The sequence below is a fragment of the Methylobacterium sp. NPDC080182 genome, assembly GCF_050281105.1.
Classification (GTDB): domain Bacteria; phylum Pseudomonadota; class Alphaproteobacteria; order Rhizobiales; family Beijerinckiaceae; genus Methylobacterium.
The window spans coordinates 481,191-507,906 of sequence record NZ_JBNNWO010000002.1 but is presented as its reverse complement, the minus strand read 5'-3'; the positions used below and the strand labels follow the sequence as shown (position 1 = coordinate 507,906).

21 protein-coding genes are annotated in these 26,716 nt (G+C 70.3%); 11 read left to right on the top strand and 10 right to left on the bottom strand.

Annotated elements, in window-relative coordinates; translation table 11 throughout:
• The first annotated feature begins 98 nt into the window (after positions 1-98).
• The 3 genes from ACQKQD_RS05570 to ACQKQD_RS05560 are packed head-to-tail and all read left to right on the top strand — an operon-like array spanning position 99 to position 2,191.
• Positions 99-392 (top strand): hypothetical protein, encoded by a 294-nt coding sequence (locus tag ACQKQD_RS05570; RefSeq protein ID WP_427507721.1) that lies wholly within the window; start codon positions 99-101, stop codon positions 390-392.
• A 3-nt stretch (positions 393-395) separates the two neighbouring features.
• Complete coding sequence (locus ACQKQD_RS05565; RefSeq protein WP_427507720.1) at positions 396-1,529, top strand: ATP-binding protein; 1,134 nt, start codon at positions 396-398, stop codon at positions 1,527-1,529.
• Positions 1,526-2,191 (top strand): response regulator, encoded by a 666-nt coding sequence (locus ACQKQD_RS05560; RefSeq protein WP_056521453.1) that lies wholly within the window; start codon positions 1,526-1,528, stop codon positions 2,189-2,191. Before ACQKQD_RS05565 ends, ACQKQD_RS05560 begins: the two co-directional genes overlap by 4 nt.
• A gap of 33 nt (positions 2,192-2,224) precedes the next feature.
• On the opposite strand, the gene gyrB is transcribed toward ACQKQD_RS05560, so the two are convergent.
• From gyrB to ACQKQD_RS05535, 5 genes are all read right to left on the bottom strand, one after another.
• The gene (gene gyrB / locus ACQKQD_RS05555) at positions 2,225-4,669 is read right to left on the bottom strand and encodes a DNA topoisomerase (ATP-hydrolyzing) subunit B (protein ID WP_427507719.1); all 2,445 of its coding nucleotides are present in this window, start codon (positions 4,667-4,669) and stop codon (positions 2,225-2,227) included.
• Positions 4,670-4,847: 178 nt separating this feature from the next.
• Entirely contained in the window at positions 4,848-5,810 is a 963-nt protein-coding gene (locus ACQKQD_RS05550; RefSeq protein ID WP_427507718.1) for an aldo/keto reductase, read from the bottom strand.
• Between the two features lie 5 nt (positions 5,811-5,815).
• Complete coding sequence (locus ACQKQD_RS05545) at positions 5,816-6,460, bottom strand: MBL fold metallo-hydrolase (RefSeq protein WP_020091678.1); 645 nt, start codon at positions 6,458-6,460, stop codon at positions 5,816-5,818.
• Between the two features lie 101 nt (positions 6,461-6,561).
• Positions 6,562-6,945 carry a hypothetical protein gene (locus ACQKQD_RS05540; protein ID WP_427507717.1) on the bottom strand — a complete coding sequence of 128 codons (384 nt, stop codon included), beginning with the start codon at positions 6,943-6,945 and terminating at the stop codon, positions 6,562-6,564.
• 67 nt (positions 6,946-7,012) lie between these two features.
• Positions 7,013-8,680, bottom strand: a complete 1,668-nt coding sequence (locus tag ACQKQD_RS05535; protein WP_132366321.1) for an alpha-amylase family protein — start codon at positions 8,678-8,680, stop codon at positions 7,013-7,015.
• A 156-nt stretch (positions 8,681-8,836) separates the two neighbouring features.
• Between ACQKQD_RS05535 and ACQKQD_RS05530 the strand changes: the two genes are divergently transcribed.
• Together ACQKQD_RS05530 and ACQKQD_RS05525 are read left to right on the top strand one after the other, a co-directional pair.
• Positions 8,837-11,881 carry a penicillin-binding protein 1A gene (locus tag ACQKQD_RS05530; RefSeq protein WP_427507716.1) on the top strand — a complete coding sequence of 1,015 codons (3,045 nt, stop codon included), beginning with the start codon at positions 8,837-8,839 and terminating at the stop codon, positions 11,879-11,881.
• Between the two features lie 28 nt (positions 11,882-11,909).
• Positions 11,910-12,971 (top strand): hypothetical protein, encoded by a 1,062-nt coding sequence (locus tag ACQKQD_RS05525; RefSeq protein ID WP_427507715.1) that lies wholly within the window; start codon positions 11,910-11,912, stop codon positions 12,969-12,971.
• A gap of 15 nt (positions 12,972-12,986) precedes the next feature.
• On the opposite strand, the gene ACQKQD_RS05520 is transcribed toward ACQKQD_RS05525, so the two are convergent.
• Positions 12,987-13,205 (bottom strand): hypothetical protein, encoded by a 219-nt coding sequence (locus ACQKQD_RS05520; protein WP_020091673.1) that lies wholly within the window; start codon positions 13,203-13,205, stop codon positions 12,987-12,989.
• Between the two features lie 268 nt (positions 13,206-13,473).
• Between ACQKQD_RS05520 and ACQKQD_RS05515 the strand changes: the two genes are divergently transcribed.
• Together ACQKQD_RS05515 and ACQKQD_RS05510 are read left to right on the top strand one after the other, a co-directional pair.
• Positions 13,474-13,722, top strand: coding sequence for a hypothetical protein (locus tag ACQKQD_RS05515; RefSeq protein WP_012317333.1), 249 nt, complete (start codon positions 13,474-13,476; stop codon positions 13,720-13,722).
• Positions 13,723-13,898: 176 nt separating this feature from the next.
• The gene (locus tag ACQKQD_RS05510) at positions 13,899-14,537 is read left to right on the top strand and encodes a hypothetical protein (protein WP_427507714.1); all 639 of its coding nucleotides are present in this window, start codon (positions 13,899-13,901) and stop codon (positions 14,535-14,537) included.
• A gap of 15 nt (positions 14,538-14,552) precedes the next feature.
• On the opposite strand, the gene ACQKQD_RS05505 is transcribed toward ACQKQD_RS05510, so the two are convergent.
• Positions 14,553-15,131 (bottom strand): polysaccharide biosynthesis/export family protein, encoded by a 579-nt coding sequence (locus ACQKQD_RS05505; protein WP_020091671.1) that lies wholly within the window; start codon positions 15,129-15,131, stop codon positions 14,553-14,555.
• A 189-nt stretch (positions 15,132-15,320) separates the two neighbouring features.
• Between ACQKQD_RS05505 and ACQKQD_RS05500 the strand changes: the two genes are divergently transcribed.
• A complete protein-coding gene (locus ACQKQD_RS05500; protein ID WP_427507713.1) occupies positions 15,321-17,540 on the top strand; it encodes a GumC family protein in 2,220 nt (739 codons plus the stop codon).
• A 12-nt stretch (positions 17,541-17,552) separates the two neighbouring features.
• On the opposite strand, the gene ACQKQD_RS05495 is transcribed toward ACQKQD_RS05500, so the two are convergent.
• Complete coding sequence (locus ACQKQD_RS05495; protein ID WP_427507712.1) at positions 17,553-18,737, bottom strand: GNAT family N-acetyltransferase; 1,185 nt, start codon at positions 18,735-18,737, stop codon at positions 17,553-17,555.
• Positions 18,738-18,977: 240 nt separating this feature from the next.
• Here ACQKQD_RS05495 and ACQKQD_RS05490 point away from each other — a divergent pair, with 240 nt between their 5' ends.
• Positions 18,978-20,039, top strand: a complete 1,062-nt coding sequence (locus ACQKQD_RS05490; RefSeq protein WP_427507711.1) for a polysaccharide deacetylase family protein — start codon at positions 18,978-18,980, stop codon at positions 20,037-20,039.
• 25 nt (positions 20,040-20,064) lie between these two features.
• Here ACQKQD_RS05490 and ACQKQD_RS05485 read toward each other — a convergent pair whose 3' ends face one another.
• Together ACQKQD_RS05485 and ACQKQD_RS05480 are read right to left on the bottom strand one after the other, a co-directional pair.
• Positions 20,065-20,721, bottom strand: a complete 657-nt coding sequence (locus tag ACQKQD_RS05485) for a DUF2155 domain-containing protein (RefSeq protein ID WP_020091667.1) — start codon at positions 20,719-20,721, stop codon at positions 20,065-20,067.
• Positions 20,722-20,849: 128 nt separating this feature from the next.
• Complete coding sequence (locus tag ACQKQD_RS05480; protein ID WP_020091666.1) at positions 20,850-21,266, bottom strand: NADH:ubiquinone oxidoreductase subunit NDUFA12; 417 nt, start codon at positions 21,264-21,266, stop codon at positions 20,850-20,852.
• A gap of 514 nt (positions 21,267-21,780) precedes the next feature.
• Here ACQKQD_RS05480 and ACQKQD_RS05475 point away from each other — a divergent pair.
• Positions 21,781-25,512 carry a vitamin B12-dependent ribonucleotide reductase gene (locus ACQKQD_RS05475; RefSeq protein WP_427507710.1) on the top strand — a complete coding sequence of 1,244 codons (3,732 nt, stop codon included), beginning with the start codon at positions 21,781-21,783 and terminating at the stop codon, positions 25,510-25,512.
• 461 nt (positions 25,513-25,973) lie between these two features.
• Positions 25,974-26,702 carry an SDR family NAD(P)-dependent oxidoreductase gene (locus ACQKQD_RS05470; protein WP_427507709.1) on the top strand — a complete coding sequence of 243 codons (729 nt, stop codon included), beginning with the start codon at positions 25,974-25,976 and terminating at the stop codon, positions 26,700-26,702.
• The last annotated feature ends 14 nt before the right edge of the window (positions 26,703-26,716 follow it).

Sequence of the window (26,716 nt, the reverse complement as noted above, 5' to 3'; positions counted from 1 at the left end):
AACGCCCGTACCCACCCGGGCAAATCGCACGACCTTGCCGGGGACCCTTCCAAGACGGTCGCGGGCTCGCGTACTCTCGGTCTTTCGGGACAACACGGGTGACACCCTTCAGGCTCAAGCAGGTCCTGGCCGTCTGGGACGCGCGCGAGCTGGATCTCAAATGGGCCCTCGTCGGACGCATCGCGCTGATCGCGATCCTCTGCGCTGCCGGAGCGGCCGCCTACGCGATGCACGACGTCGCGGCGAAGACCCGACAGCGGAACGCCGAGACGGCCGATGAGGTGCACAAGCAGCTCCGCCTCCAGCTCCTGCGAATCGAGCGGGCGGCCGACATTCCCCAACGCTTCCCGGATTGGGAGATCGTCACCCGGTACGCTCTGCAACCCGGCTAGTGCGTGCAGCTGATCCCGGCGGAGGCCGGTCCGACACGGTCGAGCTGCTTGGGCGTCGAGGCGCACGCGCGCGCCGCACCCGACTGGTTCGCGACGCTCTACCGGTTCCTCTTCTTCGCCGGATCCACCGTCAGCCTGCCGCTCGAGCATCAGGGGTCGCGGATCGGGATCGTCGAAGCGGACATCGATCCCGACGCGGTCGTCGGGTCGGCGTGGATCGTGCTGAAGCAGGTGTCCGGCGCTCTCGCGGCCATGACCGTCGTCCTGTGCGTGCTGGTCTACGGCGCGGTGGCGCACGCGCTGCGTCCCGCCAACGAGATCCTGTTCGGTATCGATCGCGTCGCGAAGGGCGACCTCGGATGGCGTCTGCCGAGCCTCCGCCTGCGCGAGCTCCGCCGCATCGCGACGGTCTTCAATCAGCTCGCCAGCCATCTCCAAGTCGCCACGCGGGAACGTGCCGAGCTCGCGCGCCGGCTGATCGATGCCCAGGAGCAGGAGCGGCGGTGGCTGTCGCTCGAACTGCACGACGACGTCGCGCAGCGTCTGACGGCGTTGAGCCTTCTCGCCCGGTCGATCCAGGAGGGCGCGCGCTCCTCGTCGCCTTCGGTCGTGGCCGAGAGTGCCGAACTCGCCGCCATGGCGTCGGACGCCGTGCGCGCGCTCCGGAGCACCCTCGCCGCACTCAGGCCGCCCGAGATCGACGATCTCGGGCTGCGGGTCGCGCTCCGGAGTCTGATCGCCGCCCAGGCGCAGCGCGCCGGGGGCCGGATCCACGTCACGCTCGCGGCCGACGCGCAGGCCGATCGCCTTCCCTCCGACGCGGCGGCCCATATCTACCGGATCGTCCAGGAAGGCCTCACCAACGCCGTCCGCCACGCGGCCGCGCGCACCGTCGCGATCGCGCTGAACGTCGCGGAGACCGACGGAGGCGCCGAGGTCCAGCTGATCCTCACGGACGACGGGAGCGGCGCTCCCGTGGAGGCGCTGGAGCGCCCGCATTCCGGTCTCGGCCTGCTCGGCATGCGCGATCGCGTCCACGCGCTCGGCGGGCAGATCGTGACGGAAACGTCCCCGGGCGGCGGGTTCCGCCTGCGGGTCCGCTTTCACGCCGCGCTCGCGGCCGATGAGGTGTCATGACCAAACGGCGCATACGCGTGATGCTCGTCGACGATCACGCCGTCGTGCGGGAGGGCTATCGGCGGCTCCTGGAGCGGCAGCCCGACATGGAGGTCGCTGCCGAGGCCGGGGACGGCGCGGAGGCCTATCGCGCCTACCGCATGGTGGAGCCGGACGTCGTCATCATGGACATCAGCATGCCCGGCCGCGGTGGGATCGACGCTATCCGGCAGATCCGGCAGGTGGATCCGAGCGCCCGCATCCTCGTCTTCAGCGTGCATGCCGCGGTGAGCTACGCGCTCCAGGCCATACGCGCCGGCGCCCGCGGCTACATCACCAAGAGCAGCGCTTCGGATCTCCTCATCGAAGCGGTGCGAAGCGTGTTCAACAACAAGCTGACCCTGTGCGCGGAGATCTCGCACCTGCTGGCCGCGAGCCGGCTGGCGGAGGAGACGTCGCCGATCGACCAGCTGTCGCCTCGGGAATTCGAGATCCTGCGGATGATCCTCGACGCGCGGCACACGGACGCGATCGCGGCCGATCTCAGCCTCTCGCCCAAGACCGTCGCGAACTATCACTACGCCATCAAATCGAAGCTCGGCGTCAGCTCGGACGTGGAACTCGTCTACTGCTGCATCCGGTGCGGGCTGATCGATCCCTTCGCGGTCGTCGGAGCGGACTAGAACGCGCGGGCGCGCGGCCCGCAGCGGTGCGCGTCACACGTCCAGGTTCGCGACGCTCAGCGCGTTCTCCTGGATGAACTCGCGCCGCGGCTCGACCACGTCGCCCATCAGCTTCACGAACAGGTCGTCGGCATCGGTGACGTCCTTGACCTTGACCTGCAGCAGCGAGCGCACGTCGCGGTCGAGTGTGGTCTCCCAGAGCTGCTGGGCGGTCATCTCGCCGAGGCCCTTGTACCGCTGAAGCTGAAGGCCCTTGCGGCCGAAGGCCATCACCGCCTCGAAGAGCGCCACGGGCCCGTGGAGCACCGTCTCGTCGGACTTCCGCATCAGCGTGGCCGGCTCGCCGTAGATCTCCCGGAAGGCGTCGGCCCGCTCGGAGAGGCGCCGGGCCTCCTGCGAGGTGATCAGGCCGGCGTCGAGGGTCGAGACCTGCCGAACGCCCCGAAGCGTCCGGCTGAGGCGATAGCCGTCCTCGAACGACTCGCCCTGCCAGCCGCGCTCGATCTCGTCGGCGATCGCGTCGAGCCGGCGCGCGGTCATGTCGGCCAGCACCTCGGCCTCGCCCGGCCGCGACGCCGCCTCGGCATCGAAGGCGCCGGCCAGCACCGCCTGCTCGACCACGGAGCGGTCGTAGCGCGTGTGCAGGCCCTGCAGGATGCTCCGGAAGGTCCGGGCCTCCTCGACGAGGCTCTTGAGCTGCGCCCCGGCGAATTCCGCGCCGGTGGAGAGCCGCAGGATCGCGCCGTCGGTGCCCTGGTCGATCAGGTAATCCTCGAGGGCGCGCTCGTCCTTCAGGTAGATCGCACGGCGGCCGCGCTCGGCTTTGTAGAGCGGCGGCTGCGCGATGTAGAGGTGGCCGCGCTCGATCAGCTCCGGCATCTGCCGGAAGAAGAAGGTGAGCAGGAGCGTGCGGATGTGCGAGCCGTCCACGTCCGCGTCGGTCATGATGATGATGCGGTGGTAGCGCAGCTTCTCCGGGTTGAAGCCCTCCCGGTCCGTGGAGGAGCGCCCGATCCCGGCGCCCAGCGCCGTGATCAGGGTGCCGATCTCCGCGGAGGACAGCATCCGGTCGGCGCGCACGCGCTCGACGTTGAGGATCTTGCCGCGCAGGGGCAGCACGGCCTGGAAGGTCCGGTCGCGGCCCTGCTTGGCCGAGCCGCCGGCGGAATCGCCCTCCACCAGCAGGATCTCGCACTTGGTCGGGTCGCGCTCCTGGCAGTCGGCGAGCTTGCCGGGCAGCGAGGCGATATCGAGCGCACCCTTGCGGGTCACGGTCTCGCGCGCCTTGCGGGCGGCCTCGCGGGCTGAGGCCGCCAGCACCACCTTGCCCATCACCGACCGCGCCTGGCTCGGATTCTCCTCGAGCCACGTGGACAGGCCCTCGTTGAGGACGTTCTCCACCGCCGGGCGCACCTCGGACGAGACGAGCTTGTCCTTGGTCTGCGACGAGAATTTGGGGTCCGGCACCTGCACCGAGATGACCGCGGTGAGCCCCTCGCGGCAATCCTCGCCGGTGAGCGAGACCTTCTCCTTCTTGGCGATGCCCGACGACTCGGCGTAGCCGGTGACCTGCCGGGTCAGGGCCGCCCGGAAGCCGGCCATATGGGTGCCGCCGTCGCGCTGCGGGATGTTGTTGGTGAAGGGCAGGACCGTCTCGTTGAACGAGTCGTTCCACCAGAACGCGACCTCGACGCGAATTCCATCGCGCTCGGAGCTGACGACGACGGGACTCGTCATCCCGTCGATCGGCTTGCGGGAGCGGTCGAGGTACCGGACGAAGGCCTCGATGCCGCCCTCGTAGTACAGCTCCTCGCGTTTCTTCTCGGCGTGGCGGGCATCGGTCAGGACGATGCGGACGCCGGAATTGAGGAAGGCGAGCTCGCGCAGGCGCTTCTCCAGCGTGCCGTAGTCGAACTCGATCATCGTGAAGGTGTCGGTCGACGGCAGGAAGGTGACTTCCGTGCCGCGCCTTCCGTTTCCGGGCCCGATGATCTCCAGGGGCGCCACGGCGTCGCCGTGGCGGAACTCCATCGCGTGCTCCTTGTCGTTGCGCCAGATGCGCAGGCGCAGCCACGACGACAGGGCGTTCACCACCGAGACGCCGACGCCGTGCAGGCCGCCGGAGACCTTGTAGGAGTTCTGGTCGAACTTCCCGCCGGCATGCAGCTGGGTCATGATGACCTCGGCCGCCGAAACGCCCTCCTCCTTGTGGATGTCCACCGGGATGCCGCGCCCGTTGTCGGAGACCGTGCAGGAACCGTCGGCGTTGAGCGTCACGGTGACGAGGTCGGCGTGGCCGGCCAGGGCCTCGTCGATGGCGTTGTCCACGACCTCGTACACCATGTGGTGGAGGCCGGATCCGTCGTCGGTGTCGCCGATATACATGCCGGGCCGCTTGCGGACGGCGTCGAGGCCCTTCAGCACGCGGATGGATTCCGCGCCGTAATCGGCGGGCTCGGTCTGGGGGGTGTCGGCCATGAACTTCCTCGGCAGGCGGGCCTGATCGCGTCGGTGGCAGATGCGCCCTCGGGCGCCCGCGCCTGAACTCTCGCTTGGTCCGCCTGATATAGGGGTTCCGCGTTGAGATTGCACGATTTTACGGGTCCGCGGCGGGCCCGTCCCGTCGCTTTTGTGACGCCCGTCGCTTAACGCTGCGTTAGCCCTCGATGCCGCCCGCGCTCGCCGCATCCAGGCGCTCGATCGCCCCGGGTGCGAGCGTCAGCCGGACGGCGCCGAGCAGCTCGTCGAGCTGCGCCACGGAGGTCGCGCTCGCGATGGGCGCGGTGATGCCGGGGCGGGCGATGATCCAGGCGAGCGCGACCTGGGCCGGACTCGCGCCGTGGGCCTGCGCGACCGAATCGAGGACGTCGAGCAGCGCGAGGCCGCGGGGGTTCAGGTACTTGGCGACCCGGTTCTCCCGCGGGCGTCCCGCCGCGTCGTCGGCACTGCGGTACTTGCCGGTCAGGAAGCCGGCCGCCAGGGAGAAGTAGCCGATCACGCCGATCTGCTCCGCCCGGCAGAGCGGCTCAAGCTCGGCCTCGTAGCCGCGCTGGGCGAGGCTGTAATCGGGCTGCAAGCACTCGTAGCGCGGCAGGCCCGCGGAGGCCGAGACCGCCAGCGCCTCCGCGAGCCGGGCCGCGGTATAGTTCGAGGCGCCGATCGCCCGGACCTTGCCGGCCGCGATCAGGCGCTCGTGCGCTCTCAGGGTCTCCTCGAGGGGCACCGCCGCGTCGTCGAGATGCGACTGGTACAGGTCGATCCGGTCGACCCCGAGGCGCCGCAGCGAGGCCTCGCAGGCCCGCTCGATATGGGCCGCCGAGAGGCCCTGGCCGGCCTCGCCGAGGTCCATGCCGACCTTGGTCGCCAGGACGATCCGGTCGCGCGCGCCCGGACGGGCCGCGAGCCATTTGCCGATCACCGTCTCGGATTCCCCGCCGACATGGCCGGGAGCCCAGCGCGAGTAGACGTCGGCGGTGTCGATGAAGTCGAAGCCGCTCTCCACGAACCGGTCGAGGATCGCGAAGGACGCGGCCTCGTCGGCCGTCCAGCCGAAGACGTTGCCGCCGAGGCAGAACGGCGCGACCGTCAGGTCGGAGCGGCCGATGCGGCGCCTGTCCATGCGCGTCAATCCTGCAGGAAGGGGTTGGACACGCGCTCCGCGCCGAGAGTGCTGGTTGGTCCGTGGCCGGGGATGAAGGCGACGTCGTCGCCCAGCGGCAGGACCTTGTCCTTGATGGCGCGGATGAGCTGCTCGTGGTTGCCGCCGGGCAGGTCGGTGCGGCCGACCGAACCCTTGAACACCACGTCGCCGACGAGGGCGAATCGCGCGTCCCGGCTCACGAACACGACGCTGCCGGGCGAGTGGCCGGGGCAGTGGAGGATGTCGAAGCCGAGCCCGCCGACCGTCACGGCGTCGCCCTCGTCGAGCCACCGGTCGGGCGTGACGGGCCGGGCGGCGCCGAGGCCGTAATTGGCCGCCGTCTCGGGCAGGGAATCGAGCAGGAACTTGTCGGCCTGATGCGGGCCCTCGATCGGCACGCCGAGGCGCTCGCGCAGCTCGTCGGCGCCGGCGGCGTGGTCGACGTGCCCGTGGGTCAGCAGGATCTTCTCGACGGTGACGCCCTGCTCGCGGATCGCCGCCTCGATCCGGTCGAGGTCGCCGCCGGGATCGACGACGGCGCCGACCTTGGTGGCGTCATCCCAGATCAGGGTGCAATTCTGCTGGAAGGGCGTGACCGGGATGATCCCGGCGCGTGGCGTACCTGGCATGTCGTCCCGCGTGTTGGTGGCGCCGCTCCGGACGCCCTCCGCCCCAGTTTAGCGTAGAACGCAGGTGGGCGGCACCCTGCGCGGCACCCTGCGCGGCACGCTCAGGCCGCGTCGCCCCTGGGGCGGCGCAGGCTGTCGTGAAGCGCCAGCATCTCGGCCATGCCGAGCGCCCGCGAGCTCCAGCGGGTCTCCGCAGCGTTGACCTGCGTGAACCGGTCGTGGGACCGCCCGCCATAGGCGCCGAACACGGCTCTGCCCGCCTCGACGGCACCGTCGCCGGGCGCCGTCTCGTCCGGCCGGTCGATCCGGTAGGACGGCGTCGGGGAACGGCCGGTCACGCCGATCCGCACCCAGGCGTCGCCGTGATGCTTCTGGCACATCCGCATGGTGCTCAGGACCTGGCGCAGGTAGGCCTCGCCGTCGGCGAGATCCGGCAGGACGTCCGCGATCGTCGCGTCCGGGGGATGATGCTTCGTCCGGGCCATGTCCCACCTCGTTCCGGCCTGTCCTACCGTGTCGGCCGGACGAGGGCGAGCCGGGCTCCGGTGTTCCTCACGTCGGCCGCCGCTTCAGCAGCGCGTCGAGCCCGCCGACGCGGAACCAGTGGTAGCCGTATCCCTCCAGGAACAGGCAGTGGCGGCCGTCGTCCTTGACCTCGCTGCGGGCGCCGGTGAGCAGGTCGACGAGGATGTCGTGCTCGCGATCCTCGGATCCCGACGCCATCGCGACCTCCACGGGCTCCGGCGCCAGGTTGTGGACGCACAGGATGGCATTGCCGCGCCACGCGTAGCGCAGCGCCAGGACTGACGGGCGCCCGGTCTCCATCGCGACGACGTCGCCCCAGCCGATCTCCGGCGCCTCCTTGCGCTGCCGGATCATGCTCTGCATCCAGTTGAGCAGCGAGCCCTCCTCGTGGCGCTGGTCGGCGACGTTCACGTGCGCGTAGCCGTAGGGGCCGTGGTCGATCAGCGGCAGCACGGTGCGCTCGGCCGTCGAGAACCCGCCCTGGTGCTCGCTCGTCCACTGCATCGGCGTGCGGGCGCAGTCGCGCTCCGGCAGAGCCAGCTCGTCGCCCATGCCGATCTCGTCGCCGTAGCGCAGCACCGGCGTTCCCGGGAGGGTGAACATCAGCGAGTAGGCGAGGCGGATCCGGCGGGGATCGCCGGCCAGCATCGGCGCGAAGCGGCGGCGGATGCCGCGGTCGTAGAGCTGCATCCCCTTCTCGGGTCCGAAGGCGTCGAACACGCTCTGGCGCTGCTTGTCGGTGAGGCGTCCCAGGTCGAGCTCGTCGTGGTTCCGCAGGAAGATGCCCCACTGGCAGGAGAGCGGGCGCGGCTTCGTCCGCTCGATCGCCTTGACGAGGGGCCGCGCATCGTGGGCCGCCAGGGCGTAGAAGGTCGCCTGATTGACCTGGAAGTTGAACATCATGTGCATGCGGTCAGCGTCGTCGCCGAAATAGTCGAGGTCCTGCTTCGGCAGGATGTTGGCCTCGGCCAGGATGATCGCGTCGCCCTGGCGCCACTGCAGGAACTCGCGCAGGTCGCGCAGCATCTCGAACTGCTCGCGGGGCTTGCCGCCGACATCGGCGCCCTTCTCGGCGATCACGAACGGCACAGCGTCCATGCGGAAGCCGGAGACGCCGAGCTGGATCCAGAAGCCCATGATCTTCAGGATCTCGGCCAGCACCTCCGGATTGGCGGTGTTGAGATCCGGCTGGAAGTTGAAGAAGCGGTGGAAGTACCAGGCCTTGGCCTTGGTGTCGTAGGTCCAGGTGGTTTCCTGAACGCCCGGGAAGACCATGCCCTCGTCGGCGGTTGCGGGGCGCTCCTTCGACCAGACGTACCAGTCGCGGTAGGGCGATTTGGGGTCGGACCGGGCCGACTGGAACCACGGATGCTGGTCCGAGGTGTGGTTGACGACGAGGTCGATGAGGACACGCAGGCCCCGCTGCTTGGCGGCGTGCGTGAAGGCGACGAAGTCCCCGAGCGAGCCGTAATCCGGATCGACGCCGTAATAGTCGGCGATGTCGTAGCCGCCGTCCTTCTTGGGCGAGGGCTGGAACGGCATCAGCCAGACCGCGGTGGCGCCCAGGCCCTGGATGTAGTCCAGTCGGCGTTCAAGCCCGGCGAAGTCGCCGATGCCATCGCCGTTGGCGTCCATGAACGTGCCGACCGACAGGCAGTAGATGATCGCGTTCTTATACCACAGGTCGTTGATCATGGGCCCCCCGGCATCGTCGCGCCTCACGAACGTGGGAGCCGGCCGAAGCGTTGCCGTGCGGCGTCTCCTTAAATCAGCCGCGTTGTGCACGCCCTGTTCAGGCGCGCTCCCGAAAGGTCCGCGCTCGCCCCGTCGCGTCCCCCGAACCCGGCCCGTATGAACGCCATCCTGATCAAGCTGTTCGCGACCGCCCTGACGCTCAGCCAGGTCACGACACGGCCGGACGCGGTCCGGACGCAGTTCGATCCCGCGACGGACGGCCCGGAGGTGGTGCGCCTGCTGCGCGAAGGCTGCGCCCACATGCGCAAGGCCTTCGACATCGAGGACATCAATCTCGACGAGTTGATCACCACCGCGATGGAGGATCCGTCCACGGTCGCCGGTCCGGCCGCGCCGAAGATCCTGCACGGTCTCGACCTGACCGAGCTGAACACGAGCTACAAGCAGTTCTGCAAGGGCGAGAACCCGGCTAACTCGCCCTTCGACGCGAAGGCGGTGATCGAGTTCTACGACAACGCCACCAAGGATCTGCCCAGCGCCGAGGCCCTGCGCGACAAGGCCCTGCCGGGGATGACCCGGATCCTCGACGGCGCCGGCAAGCCCTTCGCCGAGGCGTCGGAGCCGAACGGCCGCCGCATCGTGGTGCCGATCACGGCGGTCCCGAACCTGGTCCAGAAGGCCTTCATCGCCGCCGAGGACAAGCGCTTCGAGACTCATCACGGGATCGACGAGCGCGGGGTGATCCGCGCCTTCATCGCCAACCTCGCCTCGCCGGGGCGGCCGGCGGGCGGCTCGACCATCACCCAGCAGGTGGTCAAGAACCTCTCGGTCGGCGACGACGTCACCTACGAGCGCAAGATCCGCGAGATGATCGTCGCGTCGCGGCTGGAGCGCATCCTGACGAAGCCGCAGATCCTGGGGCTCTACCTCAACGGCATCTATCTCGGCCGCGGCGCCTACGGCATCGAGATGGCCGCGCAGAGCTATTTCGGGAAGCCGGTGGGGCAGCTGACCCTGCCGGAAGCGGCGCTCCTCGCCGGCATGCCCAAGGGGCCGAACTTCTACAGCCCGGACAAGTACCCCGACCGCGCGCGGGAGCGGCGCGCCTACGTGCTCGCCCGCCTCAAGGAAGAGGGGACGATCACCGAGGCCGAGATGAGCGCGGCGATCAAGTCCGATCTCGGTCTGAAGCCGATCGAGACCGCGCGGCGCGATTCCGGCTTCTACGTCGTGGATTTCCTCAATCGCGAGGCCCGGACCTTCGCGGGCGTGGATTCGCTGACCTCCGGCTCGCTGACCGTCCGTTCGACGATCAACGCGGGGCTGCAGCGCGCCGTCGAGGACGCCCTTCAGGACGGCCTCGCCAATTACGAGCGCGCCACCGGCCGTCAGGCCTTCACGGGGCCGGAACTCAACCTCGCCGACAGCGTCCGGCGTATCCAGGCGGCGACGCCGGCACCGGAGGGCTCCGCCTCGGCCGCGCCCGCCGTCACCGGCGCGCGGCCGGAGGCCGCGAAATCCGATGCCAGGCCGGAGGCCGGGCCGGCTGCGAAGCCGCGCCGCGGCGAGAGGGTCGCGGCCGTGCCGCAGAAGAAGCCGGCGTGGCTCCTGGCACTCGAGAGCGCCCGCCCGGTCCTCTACGACGTTCACTGGCCGATGGCGGTGGTGCTGGAGACCGGCCGCGGCGGCGCGAAGGTCGGTCTCGCCGACGGCCGCATCGCCCCCCTCGATCCCGGCATCGCCCGCGGCAAGCTGCAGCTCTACGACGTGATCCGCGTGAAGGTCAGCGCCGGCAAGGGCGGCCCGCGCGCGCAGCTTCGCGTCCGGCCGACCGTCCAGGGCGCGGCCCTGGTATTGGAGAACCAGACCGGCCGGATCCTCGCGATGGCCGGCGGCTTCTCCTACCCGCTGAGCCAGCTCAACCGGGTCACCCAGACGGTGCGCCAGCCCGGCTCGACGCTGAAGCCGTTGACTTACCTCGCCGCGCTCAACGCCGGCCTGCAGCCGAACACCCTGGTGATGGATTCCGCCGTGACCCTGCCGCCCATCGGCGGGGCCGGCGATTCCTGGTCGCCGAAGAACTACGAGGGCGGCGGCTCGGGACCGACGACCCTGCGGCGCGGCCTGGAATTCTCCAAGAACCTCGTCACCGCCCGGCTCCTCCAGGGCGGGATCGCCCCGAAGGCGCCGGCGAGCCTGAAGCGGGTCTGCGACATCGCCCTCGAGGCGCAGATCTACGCCGAGTGCGAGCCCTACTACCCCTTCGTCCTCGGCGCGCAGCCGGTGCGGATGCTCGACCTCGCGGGCTTCTACGCGGCGGTGGCCAACGAGGGCGCCCGCCCGGCGCCCTACGCACTCGAATCGGTCGAGCGGGACGGCAAGCCCCTCTACGCGCACGCCGCCAAGGAGCCGGTGCGGATCGCCTCGGCGGACCGCGTGGCCTTCTACCAGCTGAAGACCATGCTGCAGGGCGTGACGCAGCACGGCACGGCCGCGGCGCTCGCGAAGGTCTCGGCCTACGTCGCGGGCAAGACCGGCACCTCGGAGAACGAGAACGACGCGTGGTTCGCCGGACTGACCAACGAGATCAGCGTGGTGGTCTGGGTCGGCTACGACAACGCCGACGGCACCCGCAAGACGCTCGGCCGCGGCCAGACCGGCGGCCACGTCTCGGTGCCGATCGCCTCGGCGATCCTGCAGGCGGCCTGGGCGAACGGCGTCGCCAAGACGCCGCTGCGGGGCCCCTCCCCCGAGGCGCGCCCGTTCATCGCCGACCTGCCGGTCGACCCGCGCAGCGGCGTGCGGGTCGCCGGCGGCGGATTCCTCGAGCATTTCCGCACCAGCGGCGACGGCCGGATGGCGGACACGCAGTACCGCCTCGTCCCCCGCGAGACGCTCTACGCCATGCGGCCCGACGCGCAGGACGGCGACCTCGCCGGCGACGACGGCGCGAGCGTCGCGGGCGACTACTACGGCAACATGACCGGCGAGCGGCCGCGATCCGACTTCCTCGACCCGTTCGGCGAGCGTCCCGCGCCGCGCAGCCGCCGCGCGCAGGGCGACGTGGATCTCTACGGTCAGGATCCCTACAAGCCCTGGCCGGGCCAGACGAATCGGTCGCCCTTCGGCGGGGACGACGACGCGCGCCGCCCGCGCCGCCGCGATCCCGACTACCTGTTCGGCGAAGACCCCGGTTACTGACAGCCCTCCCCTACAGACGAGAATCCCGTTGCGCCAGCAGCTTCCCGCGGCCCTGGCGGCCGCCCTCACGGCCGCGCTCCCGGCCCTCCCGGCACGCGCCCAGACGCCCGCCGCCAACACCGCCCCGGCGCCGGGGCCCGAGCGGATCAAGGAGGTGCCCTCGGTCACGGCCGTCGATCCGGCCGCGATCAAGCCCGGCCAGATCCTGTTCACCGACCACCGCGACAACCCGTCGGCGCCGGAGAACGGCCTGATCCCGTACCTCGACTGGCTGAAGGCGCGGCCGGCCGAGGCGGCGGCGCTCGCCCCGTATCCCGGCTACAAGGAGCCGGACTACACGGTCACGGTGAACGGCGTGACCAAGCCGCGGCACGAGACCCTGAAGGTCTACGTCGCCGAGGGGCGCTTCGTCGTCCCGCGGCCGCCCGAGGCGATCGACCTCCAGGCCTTCGCCAACCTCGCCTTCGTCCAGAAGATGGATCCGGCGATCAAGCACCGCACCCTGGCGGTCGCCGACGTGACGCCCAACAAGGACCCGGCCGCCGCCTTCGCCAAGCGGCCCGACCGCCCGTGGTGTGAGGGCGCGGGCGCCTGCATCGAGTCGCGCTACGACCTCGAGGGCAAGTTGCCGCTCGGCGTGAAGCTCGCCAACAAGCTCGAGGAAGGCTCGACCAAGAAGATCGCCGAGTTCGTCTCGTTCCAGAGCGAGCTGCGGGTGCTCGGGCCGGACCAGGGCGACCGGCTCAAGGCGCTGACCAAGATCGACACTGCGGTGACCGGCGGCCTGGAGCAGACGATCTTCTGGGTCAATCAGATCCTGCGCTTCGGCAAGTTCCTGGCCGTGTTCCAGCCGATGCCGAACGACCCGACCAAGACGGTGATCACGACCTACATGGCGCTGGCGATCAAGGGCGACGTCCTCGACCGCAAGGCCGAGTACGCCCGCGTGCCGGTCCTCAAGAATCTGCTGCCCGCGCAGGTGCTGATGGGCAATTCCAGCTTCAACACCGGCAACTCGATCAGCGCCGGCCTGCCGGTCTACGCCCGCAACCGGATCGCCACCTTCGCGGACGCGCTCACCAAGCGGTGACGCGCCGCGCGCGCCTCACATCCCGCGGTTGCCGATCGTCGGCAGCGTCGGCTGGGTGTAGGCGCGGTTCACGTCGCGGCGGGTCTGGGTGCCGTTGGTGTTGCCCGAGGCCCGGTAGTTGTCGAGGTTGAAGGTCTCGGCGAGGCCGCTGCGGGAATCCGGGCCGTCGCTGGTGCTGCAGGCGCAGAGGCCGCCGAGCGTCAGCGCGGAGAGGGCGAGAAGGGTCAAGCGCATCGCGTATCCTGAAAGCGGGCCGTGGCCGGGCCGCGACCGGCCACGGCCGGAGCGGCCCTCACGGGACGTCTCGCGGCATGGTCAGCGCGGAGGCGCCTCCGTCAAGGTCGCGCGCAAGATGTAAATCCGTTCTGCCGCCTCCGATGCGCGCCGGCCACGGAAAATCCACCACAGACCGGGATTGCGGCGGATAGGGCCGGCCAATCGTGTTGAGTTCGGCCCCCTCCCCCTGGCGAATCCCGGTCGTTTCGGGCGACAACCCTCCGCGATGAGCAACGTCTTGCCCTTCCGTCCGCGCCCGACCGTCACCCGCCTCGCTCGCTGCGAAGTTGTGACTGTGGCCGGTGATCTCCTCGCCCTGCTGGAGCAGCTCGAGGATGTGAGCGCCCGCGCCGCCGCGATGGGGCGTCCGGCGATCGAGGTCGAGCGCACCGTCCAGCACCTCCTGGATGCCGTGAGCGCCGTGGAGCGCGCCCTCGACTGCATCGGCGAAGGCGAGCAGTCGGCGCCGGGCTAGACCGCGTCCCTGCGCGCCCGGGCGCGCCGGGCTCCTCACCGCGGGGACGTCGAATCCCGCGCCGGCAGATCGCCGCGGGGCGTTCCTAAGCAGACTCTAAATCATCCGGAACCCTCCAGTACGCCTTGCGGTTGAGGGTCGGATGCTCGCGTCGGGCGTCGCTTCCGGAGGGTGCTATGAGGCTTCGCACGAGCAGCTTGCTGGCCGTCATGGCGGCCGGCGGTCTCCTCGCCGGGACGGCGCTGCGCGCCCAGGCCGCCGAGGTCGGTTTCCTCGAGATGCTGTTCGGCGCCCGGCCGGCCCCGCAGCAGGCCCAGCCGGCCCCTGCCACGGCCCCCGCCTTCGACGGCCGCACCTTCGGCCGCCACGCGACCCCGCGGCTCGGGGCGGCGCGCCGCCGCTTCCAGACCCGCTACGCGGCGCTCCCGCTCAAGATCCGCGTCAAGGAGCGGGAGATCAGCGAGCGCCAGACCCCCATCGACATGAAGGGCGGCGCGACGGCGGCGCTGCTCAAGGACGAGACGCTGCGGCCGGGCGACATCGTGGTGCTGAATTCGGGCGCCCGGGTGTTCACCGGGAATCCCGACAAGCGCCACGCGATCCGGGATTTCGAGCCGGTCCAGAACTCGCGCCTCGTGAGCCGGGGCACGCGGAAGGTCCTGGCCGGGCTGTTCACGCCAGTCGGCGCCGTGCCCGCGCAAGAGGCGCGGCGGATGATGGCCCGTGCCCGGCAGCCGATGCCCGAGGTGGCGACGCCGATCCCAGCGCAGAAGACCGCCATGCGGGTGATCAACCCGTGGCAGGGCGGGCAGTGACCGGCGCCGCGCCGCTCAGAAGAAGCGTTCCTTGATGACGATCGTGTCGCCCGGCCGGACCGCGTAGGTCATCGGCACGATCCCGGAGATCAGCGAGCCGCCGGCGTCGCGGGTCAGGACGGCGTAATCGCGCGCTGCCCTCGGGCCGAAACCGGCCGCGATCGCCACCGCCGTCTCCACGGTCATGCCGTTGACGAACGGGTACTGACCGGAGGTGGTGACTTCGCCGAGAATGTAGAACGGTCGGTAGGCGTCCACCTCCACGGTGACGTGCGGCTCGCGCACGTATCCGGAGGCCAGCTTGGCCTCGATCGCCTTGGCCGCCTGCGCGGTCGTCTGGCCGCCCACCTGCACGGTCCCGATCAGCGGCATGGCGATGCGCCCCGCGCCGTCGACCGCGTATATGTTGGACAGGTTGTCCTGGCCGAACACGATCACCCGCAGCTTGTCGCCCGCCGCCAGCGTGTACCGCGCGGCGATCGAGCCGGTGCCGGTGGCATCGAGCTGGTCGGTGCGGAAGCTCGGCCGCAGGCAGCCGCCGAGCGCCAGAGTCGAGCCGAGTGCGAGGAGCAGAGCGCGCCGGTTCATCACCATCGCCGTCATGGATGCAGTTGCGGGGTGATGTAGGCCGTTAAGGTTAATGAAACTTGATCACCGCGCGACGGAGGCGGCGCCGTCACCGGTCCGCGCGGCCCTTAACTCTTGAGCAACCTTAACATCCACTAATGGACGCGGGACGGCAGTAATGCCCGCCCGGCCTGTCTCCGCGTTCAGAGCGTCCGCATGTCCACGATCCGTCAACGCTCGACCTACGCCGTGCCCGGATCCCAGCCGCGCGCCGAGGAAGGCCTCGGCCTCGCGCAGCTGCCGCGGATCCTGCGGCGCTCGATCGGCTGGATCGTCGGGCCGACCCTGGTGGTCGCCCTTGGCGCGAGCGTCTTCGTCAACGTGGTCAGCCCCCGCTACACCGGCGAGGCGAAGGTCCTCCTCGAGAGCCGCGACCCGGCCTTCGCGCGCACCGCGCAGGAGCGCGGCGACCAGCTCGCGCCGATCGACGAGCAGGCGGTGGCGAGCCAGGTGCAGGTCGTTATGTCCCGCGATCTCGCCCGCGAGGCGATCCGCCGGCTCAAGCTCGTCGGCAACGCCGAGTTCGATCCCGGCGCGGGCAGCATCGGCGCCGTGCAGCGCGTGCTGATGATGCTCGGCATCGGTCCCAATCCCCTGGACCGCCCCGCCGAGGACCGGGTCCTCGACGCCTACTTCGACCACCTCCTGGTCTTCCCTGCCGGCAAGTCGCGCATCCTGACGATCGAGTTCCGCGCGAAGGACCCGAAGCTCGCGGCCGAGGCCGCCAACACCATCGCCAAGCTCTACATCGGATCGTTGGAGGCCGATAAGGTCGACACCGCCCGCTACGCCTCCACTTGGCTCGGCGGCAACATCGACGGGCTGCGCAAGCGCGTCGCCGAGGCGGAGGCCAAGGTCGAGGCGTTCCGCGCCAAGAACGGCCTCGTGGGCAGCACCGGCCTGGCCGGGCGGCCGCTCAACGCCCAGCAGCTCGGCGAGCTGTCGAGCCAGCTCTCCGCGGCGCGGAGCCTGAAGGCCGACCTCGACGGCAAGGTGAAGGCCATCAAGGACCTGATCAAGGACGGGCGCGCCTTCGAGATTCCCGACGTCGCCAACAACGAGGTCATCCGCCGGATCGTCGAGAACCGGATCTCCGTGCGCGCCCAGCTCGCCCTCGAGTCGCGGACCCTCCTGCCGGCTCACCCGCGGATCAAGGAGCTGCACGCCCAGCTCGAGGACCTCGACGCCCAGATTAAGGCCTCGGCCGAGCGCGTCGTGCGCACGATGGAGAACGACGCCAAGATCGCGGGCGCCCGGGTCGAGAGCCTCCAGGCCGCCGTCGACGGCCAGCAGGACGTCGTCGTCCGCGGCAACGCCAGCGAGATCCAGCTCCGCGCGCTGGAGCGCGAGGCCAAGGCGCAGCGCGAGCAGCTCGAATCCTATCTCGGCCGCTACCGCGAGGCGGCGGCGCGCGACGGCGAGGCCGCGACCCCCGCCGACGCCCGCATCGTGTCCCGCGCGGTAACGCCCGAGGTTCCGTCCTTCCCGAAGAAGCTGCCGATCGTCGCTTTCGCGACGCTGCTGACGCTGATGCTCTCGGTCGGCGGGGTCATCGCCAGCGCGCTGCTGGCCGAGTCCGGCCGCGCCGCCGGCGACCGCGACGGCGATCCGGCAGACGATCGGCGGCGCCGCGAGCCGGTGCTGGATCGGCCGTCCTTCACCTTCCCGGAGGCGACGCCGGCCGCCCGCTGGTCCGAGGCGTCGGGCGCGGCTGCCGCCGCGTCGGCGGCGCCCGCCGCGGCCACGGCGCTCCGCTCCCCCGACACGTTCGATCTCGCGCCGCTCGTCGCGCGCATCGCGGCGGCGCCCCGCGTACCGGAGGCGCAGGCGGGTCGCCGCGTCCTGATCGTCGAGACCGAAGCCCGTCGCGGCGTCCAGACGCTGCCCGAGGCCCTGACCCGCGCCCTCGGTCGCGAGGGGAGCCTCGTCGCCGTCGACCTGAACCTGCCGAACGACGGCACGGCGCGGCTCGGCTTCGCCGACCTCATCGCCGGCGAGGCCGCGTTCCTCGACGTGATCCAGGCACGCCGGGACGGCGGCCAGCACCGGATCGAGGCGGGGCTGCTGGAGTCGACCGTCCTGTTCGACGAGCCCGATGCCCTGGCCCTGACCTTCGAGGCCATGGCCGAGGCCTACGACTGGGTGATCTTCCGGCTCCACGCCGCGCCGGGGGCCGTCGACCTCCTCGAGCTCGTGGCCGGCTTCATGGACAGCGTCGTCATCGCGTCGAACGCCGATGCCGAGGATCCGGCGCTGGCCGACCTCTACGCCCTCGCCGAGGAGGCCGGCGCGGGGCAGATCCTGGTCGCGCAGGATCGCCCGGCCGCGTCCGATGTCGAGGAGGCGCGGGCGGAGCTGCGCCTCAACGCCGCCTAGGCCGCGCGCCGATCAGGACCGGCGCAAGGTGCGGAGCCGCTTGAGGGCGGCGTAGAGGCGCGGGTCGCGCTTGATCCGCCGTTTCGTCCGCGTCAGGCCCCGGCGCAGGGCGCCGTAGGCCCGGCCCCGCAGGGTGACCGGGATGATCGTCTCGACGAGGCTGATCGTCTCATCGCAGATGCTGGCCTTGTAGCGCGCCTCGCCGACGCCGAGATCGAAGCCCTGCCGGCCGCGGGCGGTCTGGTCGCGCACGAGATGCTGCAGGAGAAGGTCGCCGGGACTGTAACGGGCGACCTCGGGGTCGCCGTCGAACGCCGTCATCATGCCGCTGAACCGTCGGTCGCTGACGGCACCGCCGAAGGTGGCGAGAACGCGGCTGCTCTCGGCGAGACACAGGGCGTACAGCTCCACGGCGGGCTCTGCGCCGGTCGACGCGGCCGTCAGGAAGGACCGGATCGCGGGATCGGCGTAAGGGTCGGCCACGCCCATGCCGGCGAAGCGGGCCGATTTCTGCGCGAAGAACGCCGCCAGCAGGCGCAACGCCTCGTCGGCGGTCTCGGCGCGGCGGTAGACGATCGCGCCGTGCGCCTCCACGAGGCGCTTCTCCTTGGAGCGCAGCTTCTTGCGTGCGTCCGCGCTGAAAACCCGGCGCACGGTCGCCTCCGGATCTGGCCCGAGCATGAGGCCGTAGCCGTCGCTGGCCTCCGCCTCGCCGGTCGCGGCGAGCGGGTTCGCCGCCCCGTCCCACATCCGGGGCTGGTGCTTGAGCGCGAAGGCGTCGATACCCTCAGCGCGGCCGGCGCGGATCAGCGCCGCGACGATGCTGCCGGGCCCGATGGCCGCCGCGTCGCGGGTGGCGAAGAGCGGCATGTGATAGTTGGCGTGCGTGCCGCCGACCGTGCGCGCGAGGCGCAGCCCGTGCTCCCGGCTCAGGGTGAACGGGACGAGGATGCGCGGCCGTCCGTCGGCATCCCGGAGGACGGCGACGCGCGCGCGCTCGGCCTGTCCCGTCGCCCGCAGATAGGCGCTGATCCAGTCGAACCGCTGATACGGCGTGCCGAGGCTCGCCGGATCGGCTTCCAGGCGCCGCCACAGCGCCTCCGCCGCGGCCAGATCGGGGATGACCTCCGCGACGAGCCCCCCGACGCTGCGCGAATCGACCATGTCCGTTCCCGCTACGTGGACACCGACCGCCATGATCCGATCTCCCGGGGACCGCGCGCGATCCCGTGCCGCGCGCACCCTGACGGCAAGCGGCTGAACAGCCCGTCACTCCGATCGATGATGGCGCGATACCGGCGCCGGACGGTCCGTCAAAGAACAGTCGTGGCTAATGATAGCTTGCTTTCGCCGCGGCCACGCATGCTTTCGGCTTTGTTTACCCGGGCGAGCCAAGGCTGTGCCGAGCTGGGCCGCGGGCCCGAACGGTTCAGGGCCATGCTGTCGTCGCGTGCCAAGCATCGGGTCTTCGCGTCCGGATTCCGCGCGATCCAGGCGCTCGGGGCGGACCGCTGGCTCAGCCCCGCGGCGCGCGGCCTCGGCGTGATCCTCACTTTCCATCACGTCAGCCCCGACCCGGTCCCGGCCTTCGCGCCGAACCGCCTGCTCGGCATCACCCCCGAGTTCCTCGATCTGACCCTGCGCGAGCTCGATGCCCGCGGCTTCGAGATCATCGGCCTCGATTCGGTGCCGGAGCGGCTGGCCGAACCGGATTACGGGCCGCCCTTCGCGGTCCTGACCTTCGACGACGGCTACCGCGATAACGTCGAGCACGCCCGTCCCGTGCTGGCCCGCCACGGCGCGCCGTGGACCCTGTTCGTCACCAGCGGCTTCGCCGACCAGGCCGGGCGGCTCTGGTGGATCGAGCTGGAGCGGGCGATCGCGCGCCTGGACCGGGTGCGCATCGACGTCGGCGCGCGGAGTCTCGACCTTCCGGCGCGCAGCCCGCAGGAGAAGGCGCTGGCCTTCGAAGCCCTGTACCGCGACCTGCGGCGCGGGGACGAGGCGGACCTCCTCGACCGGATCGCGGCCCTCTGCCGGCAGGCCGGCTTCCCGCCCGGGCGCCTCACCGCCGACCTGTGCCTGTCCTGGGCTGAGCTGCGCGACCTCGCCGCCGACCCGGCCGTCACCGTCGGCGCCCACACGGTCAGCCATCCGATGCTCGCCAAGCACGCTCCCGCGATCGCGGCGCGCGAGATCGCCGAGGGGCGCGCGCGGATCGAGACGGAACTCGGGCGGCCGGTGCGGCACCTGTCCTACCCAGTCGGGGATCCGACCTCCGCCGGCCCGCGGGAATTCGCCCTGGCGCGGGAGATGGGCTTCGCGACGGCCGTGACCACGCGGCCCGGCCACCTCTTCGCCGAGCACGCCGCGCACCTCCAGGCCCTGCCCCGGGTGTCGGTGAACGGTTGCCATCAGACGCGCGCGGCGCTCGCCGGACTGCTCTCCGGCGTCCCGTTCCTGGCATGGAATCGCGGGCGACGGCTCAACGTCGCCTGAGGCGACGACCCGCCCGCGGGCGGCGTCAGCGGAACAGCGCGTCGAACAGGTTCTGCGGCTGCTGCTGCGGCGGCGGGGCCGGCGCCGGCCCCTCGTTCGACGGGAAGAACTTCCGCGAGGGCTTCTGGCGGGGCTGCACCGGCACGCCGCGCGGCGCCTCCACGTCCACCTGCCCGTTGGCATTGAGCTGCTGGGCGGTCTTGGTCGCGTCCTTGCCGGGGCGCTTCGCCTTCTCGGGCTTGGCCGCCACGGCCGGGACGTCCTCCTGCTCCTTGGCCTCGGCGATCACGTCGCTGCCGCCCTTACAGTCGACCAGCCACACGTCGTAGATCGGGTGCTCGATCGCGTGCAGGCCGGGGCTCGACGCGAACATCCACCCGGTGAAGATCCGGCGATACTTGTTGTCGAGGGTGACCTCGTCGACCTCGAGGAACGCCGTGGTCTTGGCGCTCTCGGTCGGCGGGCGCGTGTAGCAGACCCGCGGGGTGAGCTGCAGGGCGCCGAACTGCACGGTCTCGTCAACCGCCACCTCGAAATTGACGATCCGGCCGGTGATCTTGTCGAGGCCGGAGAACACCGCGGTCGGGTTCTTGATCTTGTCGGCGGCGGCGGGGCCGGCGCAGACGAGGAGCGCGAGGCCGGGGGCGAGCGCGCGGCGTGCGAGGGCGATGATGCGGCTCAAGGCTCGGACCCCTGGACGAGGGTGACCGGCCGCGCCAACGGGTGCGCGGCGGGCGATCGGGATTGACCCGTCATGAACACCGGAACGGTGGCGGCAAAAGGGCGCCGGCTCCGCGACGGGTCGCGGCTCTACTCGCCCGGCGTCCAGGACACGTAGTCGCCGGTCGCGGCCGGCCGCTGGCCCCAGGAGAGCTGCGAGCCCGCCGGCCGGTACGCGTTCGCGGTGCCGGTCTGGTTCTCGATATGGGGCTTCTGCCACGCCTTCGGCTGATAGGTCTCCTCGCTCGGCGCGACGTCGACGTTGTGGCAGAGCCAGCCGCGCCAGCCGGGGGGCACCTTCGAGGCGTCGGCGTAGCCGTTGTAGACGACCCAGCGGCGCTCCGAGCCCACCGAGCGGTCGATCAGCGCGCCCTCCGCCTTGTAGTACTTGTTCCCGAACTCGTCCTCGCCGACGAAGATGCCGGTGCGCGCGGTCTGGAGCGCGACGGAGACGGTCTGGCCGTTCCACCACGTGAAGATGCGCAGCAAAGTGTCCTTCAGCGCCATCGCCGGTCCCGGAATCGTGGCGCGCCGCGAGGGCGCTCGTCGGCGCCGTTATGGTGACCGCGCGCGTGTGAGTCCAGCCGCATGACGGAAGTGTCGCCCCGGGGCAACGCTCGGCCCGCGCTTTCGGACTCCGGTTCCGGCCATCCGCCGGTTCCGCTCCCTAGGGTTGTGAATCTAAAATTTTCCCGATCCGATTCCCGAAAGCCGGAAGGACACTTATCCCGGCCCGGGACGATATCCACAGGCTTTTGCGAGCCGGCACAACATCTAGCGGGGAACAAGGCCGTCGAACACCACTTGTTGACGTGAGAGTGAGGGCGGCGGTAATCTCCCTGCATCGGTCGCGCCCCGCGGAAGTGGTGCGTTGGGCAGGGGCGGCCGTTCCTAATTTTCGTTCGCGGGACCGAGGCACGTCTCTCAGCCGGGCGTGGTCGGCCGCGAATCCCACTATCGGGCTAGACCCCGCGTCGCGCGGGGCCGGGACCCTCGTGTCCCGACGGGAGAGGTGTGTTTCATGCGGTTCGAGCGTCGCTACACCACGGCCGGACAATCGCCCTACGCCGGGATCCCCTTCCGCAAGGCCCTGAGCGAGATCCGCAACCCGGACGGCTCGGTCGTGTTCCGCCTCGACGGCATCGACGTGCCGGAGAGCTGGAGCCAGGTCGCGAGCGACGTTCTCGCGCAGAAATACTTCCGCAAGGCGGGCGTTCCGGCGCGGCTGCGCAAGGTCGAGGAGAACGCGGTCCCCTCCTTCCTCTGGCGCTCGGTGCCGGACGACGCGGCCCTGGCCGAGATCCCCGAGGACGAGCGCTTCGTCTCCGAAGCCTCCGCCACGCAGGTCTTCGACCGACTCGCCGGCTGCTGGACCTACTGGGGCTGGAAGGGCGGCTACTTCTCGTCGGAGGAGGATGCCTCGGCCTTCATGGACGAGCTGCGCTTCATGCTGGCCCGCCAGATGGTGGCGCCGAACTCGCCGCAATGGTTCAACACCGGCCTGCACTGGGCCTACGGCATCGATGGCCCGAGCCAGGGCCACTACTATTGCGACCCGCAGACCGGCGTGCTGACCAAGTCGGCCTCGGCCTACGAGCACCCGCAGCCGCACGCCTGCTTCATCCAGTCGGTCCAGGACGACCTCGTCAACGACGGCGGCATCATGGACCTGTGGGTGCGTGAGGCGCGCCTGTTCAAGTACGGCTCCGGCACCGGCTCGAACTTCTCGATGCTGCGCTCGGAGAACGAGAAGCTCGGCGGCGGCGGCAAGTCCTCGGGCCTGATGAGCTTCCTGAAGATCGGCGACCGGGCGGCCGGCGCGATCAAGTCGGGCGGCACCACGCGGCGCGCCGCCAAGATGGTGATCGTCGACATCGACCACCCGGATATCGAGGCCTTCATCGACTGGAAGGTGAAAGAGGAGCAGAAGGTCGCCGCCCTGGTGACAGGCTCGAAGGTCGTCTCCAAGCACCTGACCCTGGTGATGAAGGCCTGCACGCAGTGCGAGGCCGAGGGCGATGCCTGCTTCGATCCGGAGCGCAACCCGGCTCTCAAGCGCGAGATCAAGGCCGCCCGCCGCGCCTCCGTGCCGGATTCCTACATCAAGCGCGTCGTGCAGTTCGCCCGCCAGGGCTTCACCAAGATCGAGTTCCCCGTCTACGACACCGACTGGGATTCGGAGGCCTACCTCACGGTCGCCGGCCAGAACTCCAACAACTCGGTCTCGCTGACCGACGACTTCCTGCGCGCCGTCGAGGCGGATGCCGACTGGCAGCTGACCGCCCGCACCACCGGCAAGGTCACCAAGACCCTGAAGGCCCGCGACCTGTGGGAGCGGATCGGCGAGGCCGCCTGGGCCTCTGCGGACCCTGGCCTGCACTTCAACACCACGATGAACGACTGGCACACCTGCCCGGCGGGCGGGCGGATCCGGGCCTCGAACCCGTGCTCCGAGTACATGTTCCTCGACGACACCGCCTGCAATCTCGCCTCGGCGAACCTGCTGACGATGTATGACCGGGACACTAAGCGCTTCGACGTGGAGGCCTTCGAGCACCTCAACCGCCTCTGGACGGTGGTGCTCGAGATCTCCGTGATGATGGCGCAGTTCCCGTCCAAGGAGATCGCGGAACTCTCCTACCGCTACCGGACGCTGGGTCTCGGCTACGCCAATATCGGCGGCCTGCTGATGACCATGGGCCTTCCTTACGATTCCGACGCGGGCCGGGCGCTCGCCGGTGCCCTCACCGCCATCATGACCGGCGTCGCCTACGCCACCTCGGCCGAGATGGCCGCGGAACTCGGCACCTTCCCGGCCTACGACGAGAATGCGGACGCGATGCTGCGGGTCATCCGCAACCATCGCCGGGCCGCCCACGGCGAGGCCGGTGGCTACGAGTTCCTGAACGTCGCGCCGGTCGCCCTCGACCACGCGAACATCCCGCAGGCGGATCTGGGCGACCATGCCCGCGCCGCCTGGGACCGGGCGCTGAAGCTCGGCGAGGAGCACGGCTACCGCAACGCCCAGGCCACCGTGATCGCGCCGACCGGCACGATCGGCCTCGTGATGGATTGCGACACGACCGGCATCGAGCCCGACTTCGCACTGGTGAAGTTCAAAAAGCTCGCCGGCGGCGGCTACTTCAAGATCATCAACCAGGCCGCGCCGGACGCCCTGCGGGCTCTCGGCTACCGCGAATCCGAGATCGCCGAGATCGAGGCCTACGCGGTCGGCCACGGCTCGATGGGTCAGGCGCCGGGCATCAACCCGACGACGCTGCGCGCCAAGGGCTTCACGGACGAGAAGATCGCCGCGGTGGAGAAAGGCCTGAAGTCGGCCTTCGACATCAAGTTCGTGTTCAACCGCTGGACGCTCGGCGACGATTTCCTCACGCAGACCCTCCGGGTCCCCGCCGAGAAGCTGTCGGACCCGACCTTCGAGCTGCTGCCGTTCCTCGGCTTCACCAAGAAGGAGATCGAGGCCGCCAACACCCACATCTGCGGCGCGATGACCCTGGAGGGCGCGCCGGGCCTGAAGCTCGAGCACTACCCGGTCTTCGACTGCGCCAACCCGTGTGGCCGGATCGGCAAGCGCTACCTCTCGGTCGAGAGCCACATCCGCATGATGGCAGCGGCGCAGCCCTTCATCTCGGGGGCGATCTCCAAGACCATCAACATGCCGAACGACGCCACGGTCGAGGATTGCAAGGCGGCCTACCTGCTGTCCTGGCGCCTCGCCCTCAAGGCGAACGCCCTCTATCGCGACGGCTCGAAGCTGTCGCAGCCGCTCAACTCGGCGCTCATCTCGGATGACGAAGACGAGGCCGATGAGGGGATCGAGGCCCTGATCCAGGCGCCGGCGGCCGCCAAGGCCGCCGCCGCCGCGGAGAAGATCGTCGAGCGCGTGATCGAGCGCGTCGAGCGGATCCGCTCCCGCGAGAAGCTGCCGGCCCGCCGGAAGGGCTACACCCAGAAGGCGGTGGTGGGCGGCCACAAGGTCTACCTGCGCACCGGCGAGTACGACGACGGCCGCCTCGGCGAGATCTTCATCGACATGCACAAGGAGGGCGCGACCTTCCGGAGCCTGATGAACAACTTCGCCATCGCGATCTCGCTCGGCCTCCAGTACGGCGTTCCGCTCGAGGAGTACGTGGAGGCTTTCACCTTCACGCGGTTCGAGCCGGCCGGCTTCGTGCAGGGCAACGACGCGATCAAGAACGCGACCTCGCTCCTCGACTACGTGTTCCGCGAGCTGGCGGTCTCGTATCTCGGCCGCGCCGACCTCGCCCATGTCAGCCCCGCCGAGATCGGCGGCACGGTGATCGGCGGCGGCGAGAGCGGCGACACGACCCGCGAGGGCCCGAAGCCCGCGCCGGCCTCCTCGGTCGTGTCCCGCGGCCTGCTGCGCGGCTCGGCCGACCGGCTGACGCTGATCCAGGGTGGCCCGGCCGGTGCCAGCCTCGGCGTCGGCGCGGCTGGCACCGGACAGTCGGCGCCTGCCGGCGGCACGGTCCACGCGCTCCGCGGCAGCACGGCGCTGAAGGCGGAGCCTGCGGTGGCCGGTCAGGCCGAGACGATCGCCGACACCCTCCCCTTCGCCAAGGCGGAGAGGAGCGTCGCAGACCGGCGGGCCGAGGCGAAGATGAAGGGCTATGTCGGCGAGGCTTGCCCGGAATGCGCGAACTTCACGCTGGTCCGCAACGGCACCTGCCTGAAGTGCGACACCTGCGGTTCGACGACAGGGTGCTCCTGATACGCCGACGGCTCGTACGATAAAGAAGGCCTAAGTTGCTTGCCGCTCTGAGTTGAACCTGCTGAGGTTTCAGCGAGATATATCTCAGAGCGGCATTCGACCGCCTGCGTCCGAGAGGGGCGCCGATTAGCGGACGGTATCCGCGCTCGCTGTACCGGTCAGTGATCCCCCGAACATGTCGAGCATGTTCGGGGGAAGCTGCGATTAGACGGACCAATGGTCTCTGCGCTGCGCGTGCGACGAGATCGAGACCTGTTCGCGATGAGCCGGTCGCACCTGTGATGGTGCGGATCAGGCCTTCGCCCTAACCGAGAGCCGGAAGGGTGCACGACGACGCGGTCATCGCGGCTGCCAAGCGGCCAGAGGGCGCCTATGTATCGTGCGAGGCAACGCCAGCCATCGAACCGGGCTGGTCTCGACTGAAGGTAGCCGATCCGCGCGCCCGCTGAGACGACGTCGCCATGACCTCATCGACTTCGACCAGCGCGGTCGTGATCGGCGCCTCCGGCGGCATTGGCCGAGCCCTTGTCTCCGGACTGGCTGCGAGCGGAGCCTACGCTCCAATCTTCGCCCTCTCGCGCTCGCAGCCATCGTTCCCGCACGGCATCCGCAGCCACGCGATCGACCTTACCGACGAGGCGTCGGTCGCTGCGGCCGCGGCTGCGGTCGCGGAGGCCGGACCGGTCGGTTTGGTCATCGTCGCGACCGGCATCCTCCATCAGGACGGCGTCGCGCCCGAGAAGGCGCTGAAGGCGCTCGATCCCGGCGCGATGGCCGCCGTGTTCTCCATCAACGCGATCGGCCCCGCCCTCGTCGCCAAGCATTTCGTCCCGCTGCTGGCACGAGAGGGACGTTGCGTGTTCGCAGCGTTGTCGGCACGGGTCGGATCGATCGAGGATAATCGCTCGGGCGGATGGTACGCTTACCGCGCCTCGAAGGCGGCTCTGAACCAGATCCTGCGGACCCTATCGATCGAAGTGGCCCGCAGCCGCCCGGACGCGATCGTCGTCGGCCTCCATCCGGGCACGGTCGCTTCCAACCTGTCGCGGCCCTTCCGCCCAGATCCGGGCGCCCCCGGCGTCTTTCGACCCGACGAGAGCGCAGCTCATCTTCTGCGCGTGCTCGGCGAGCTCGACGTGGCGGACACCGGAAGCGTCTTCGCCTGGGACGGCGCGCGCGTCCCGGCCTAGGGCTCGGAACCGGT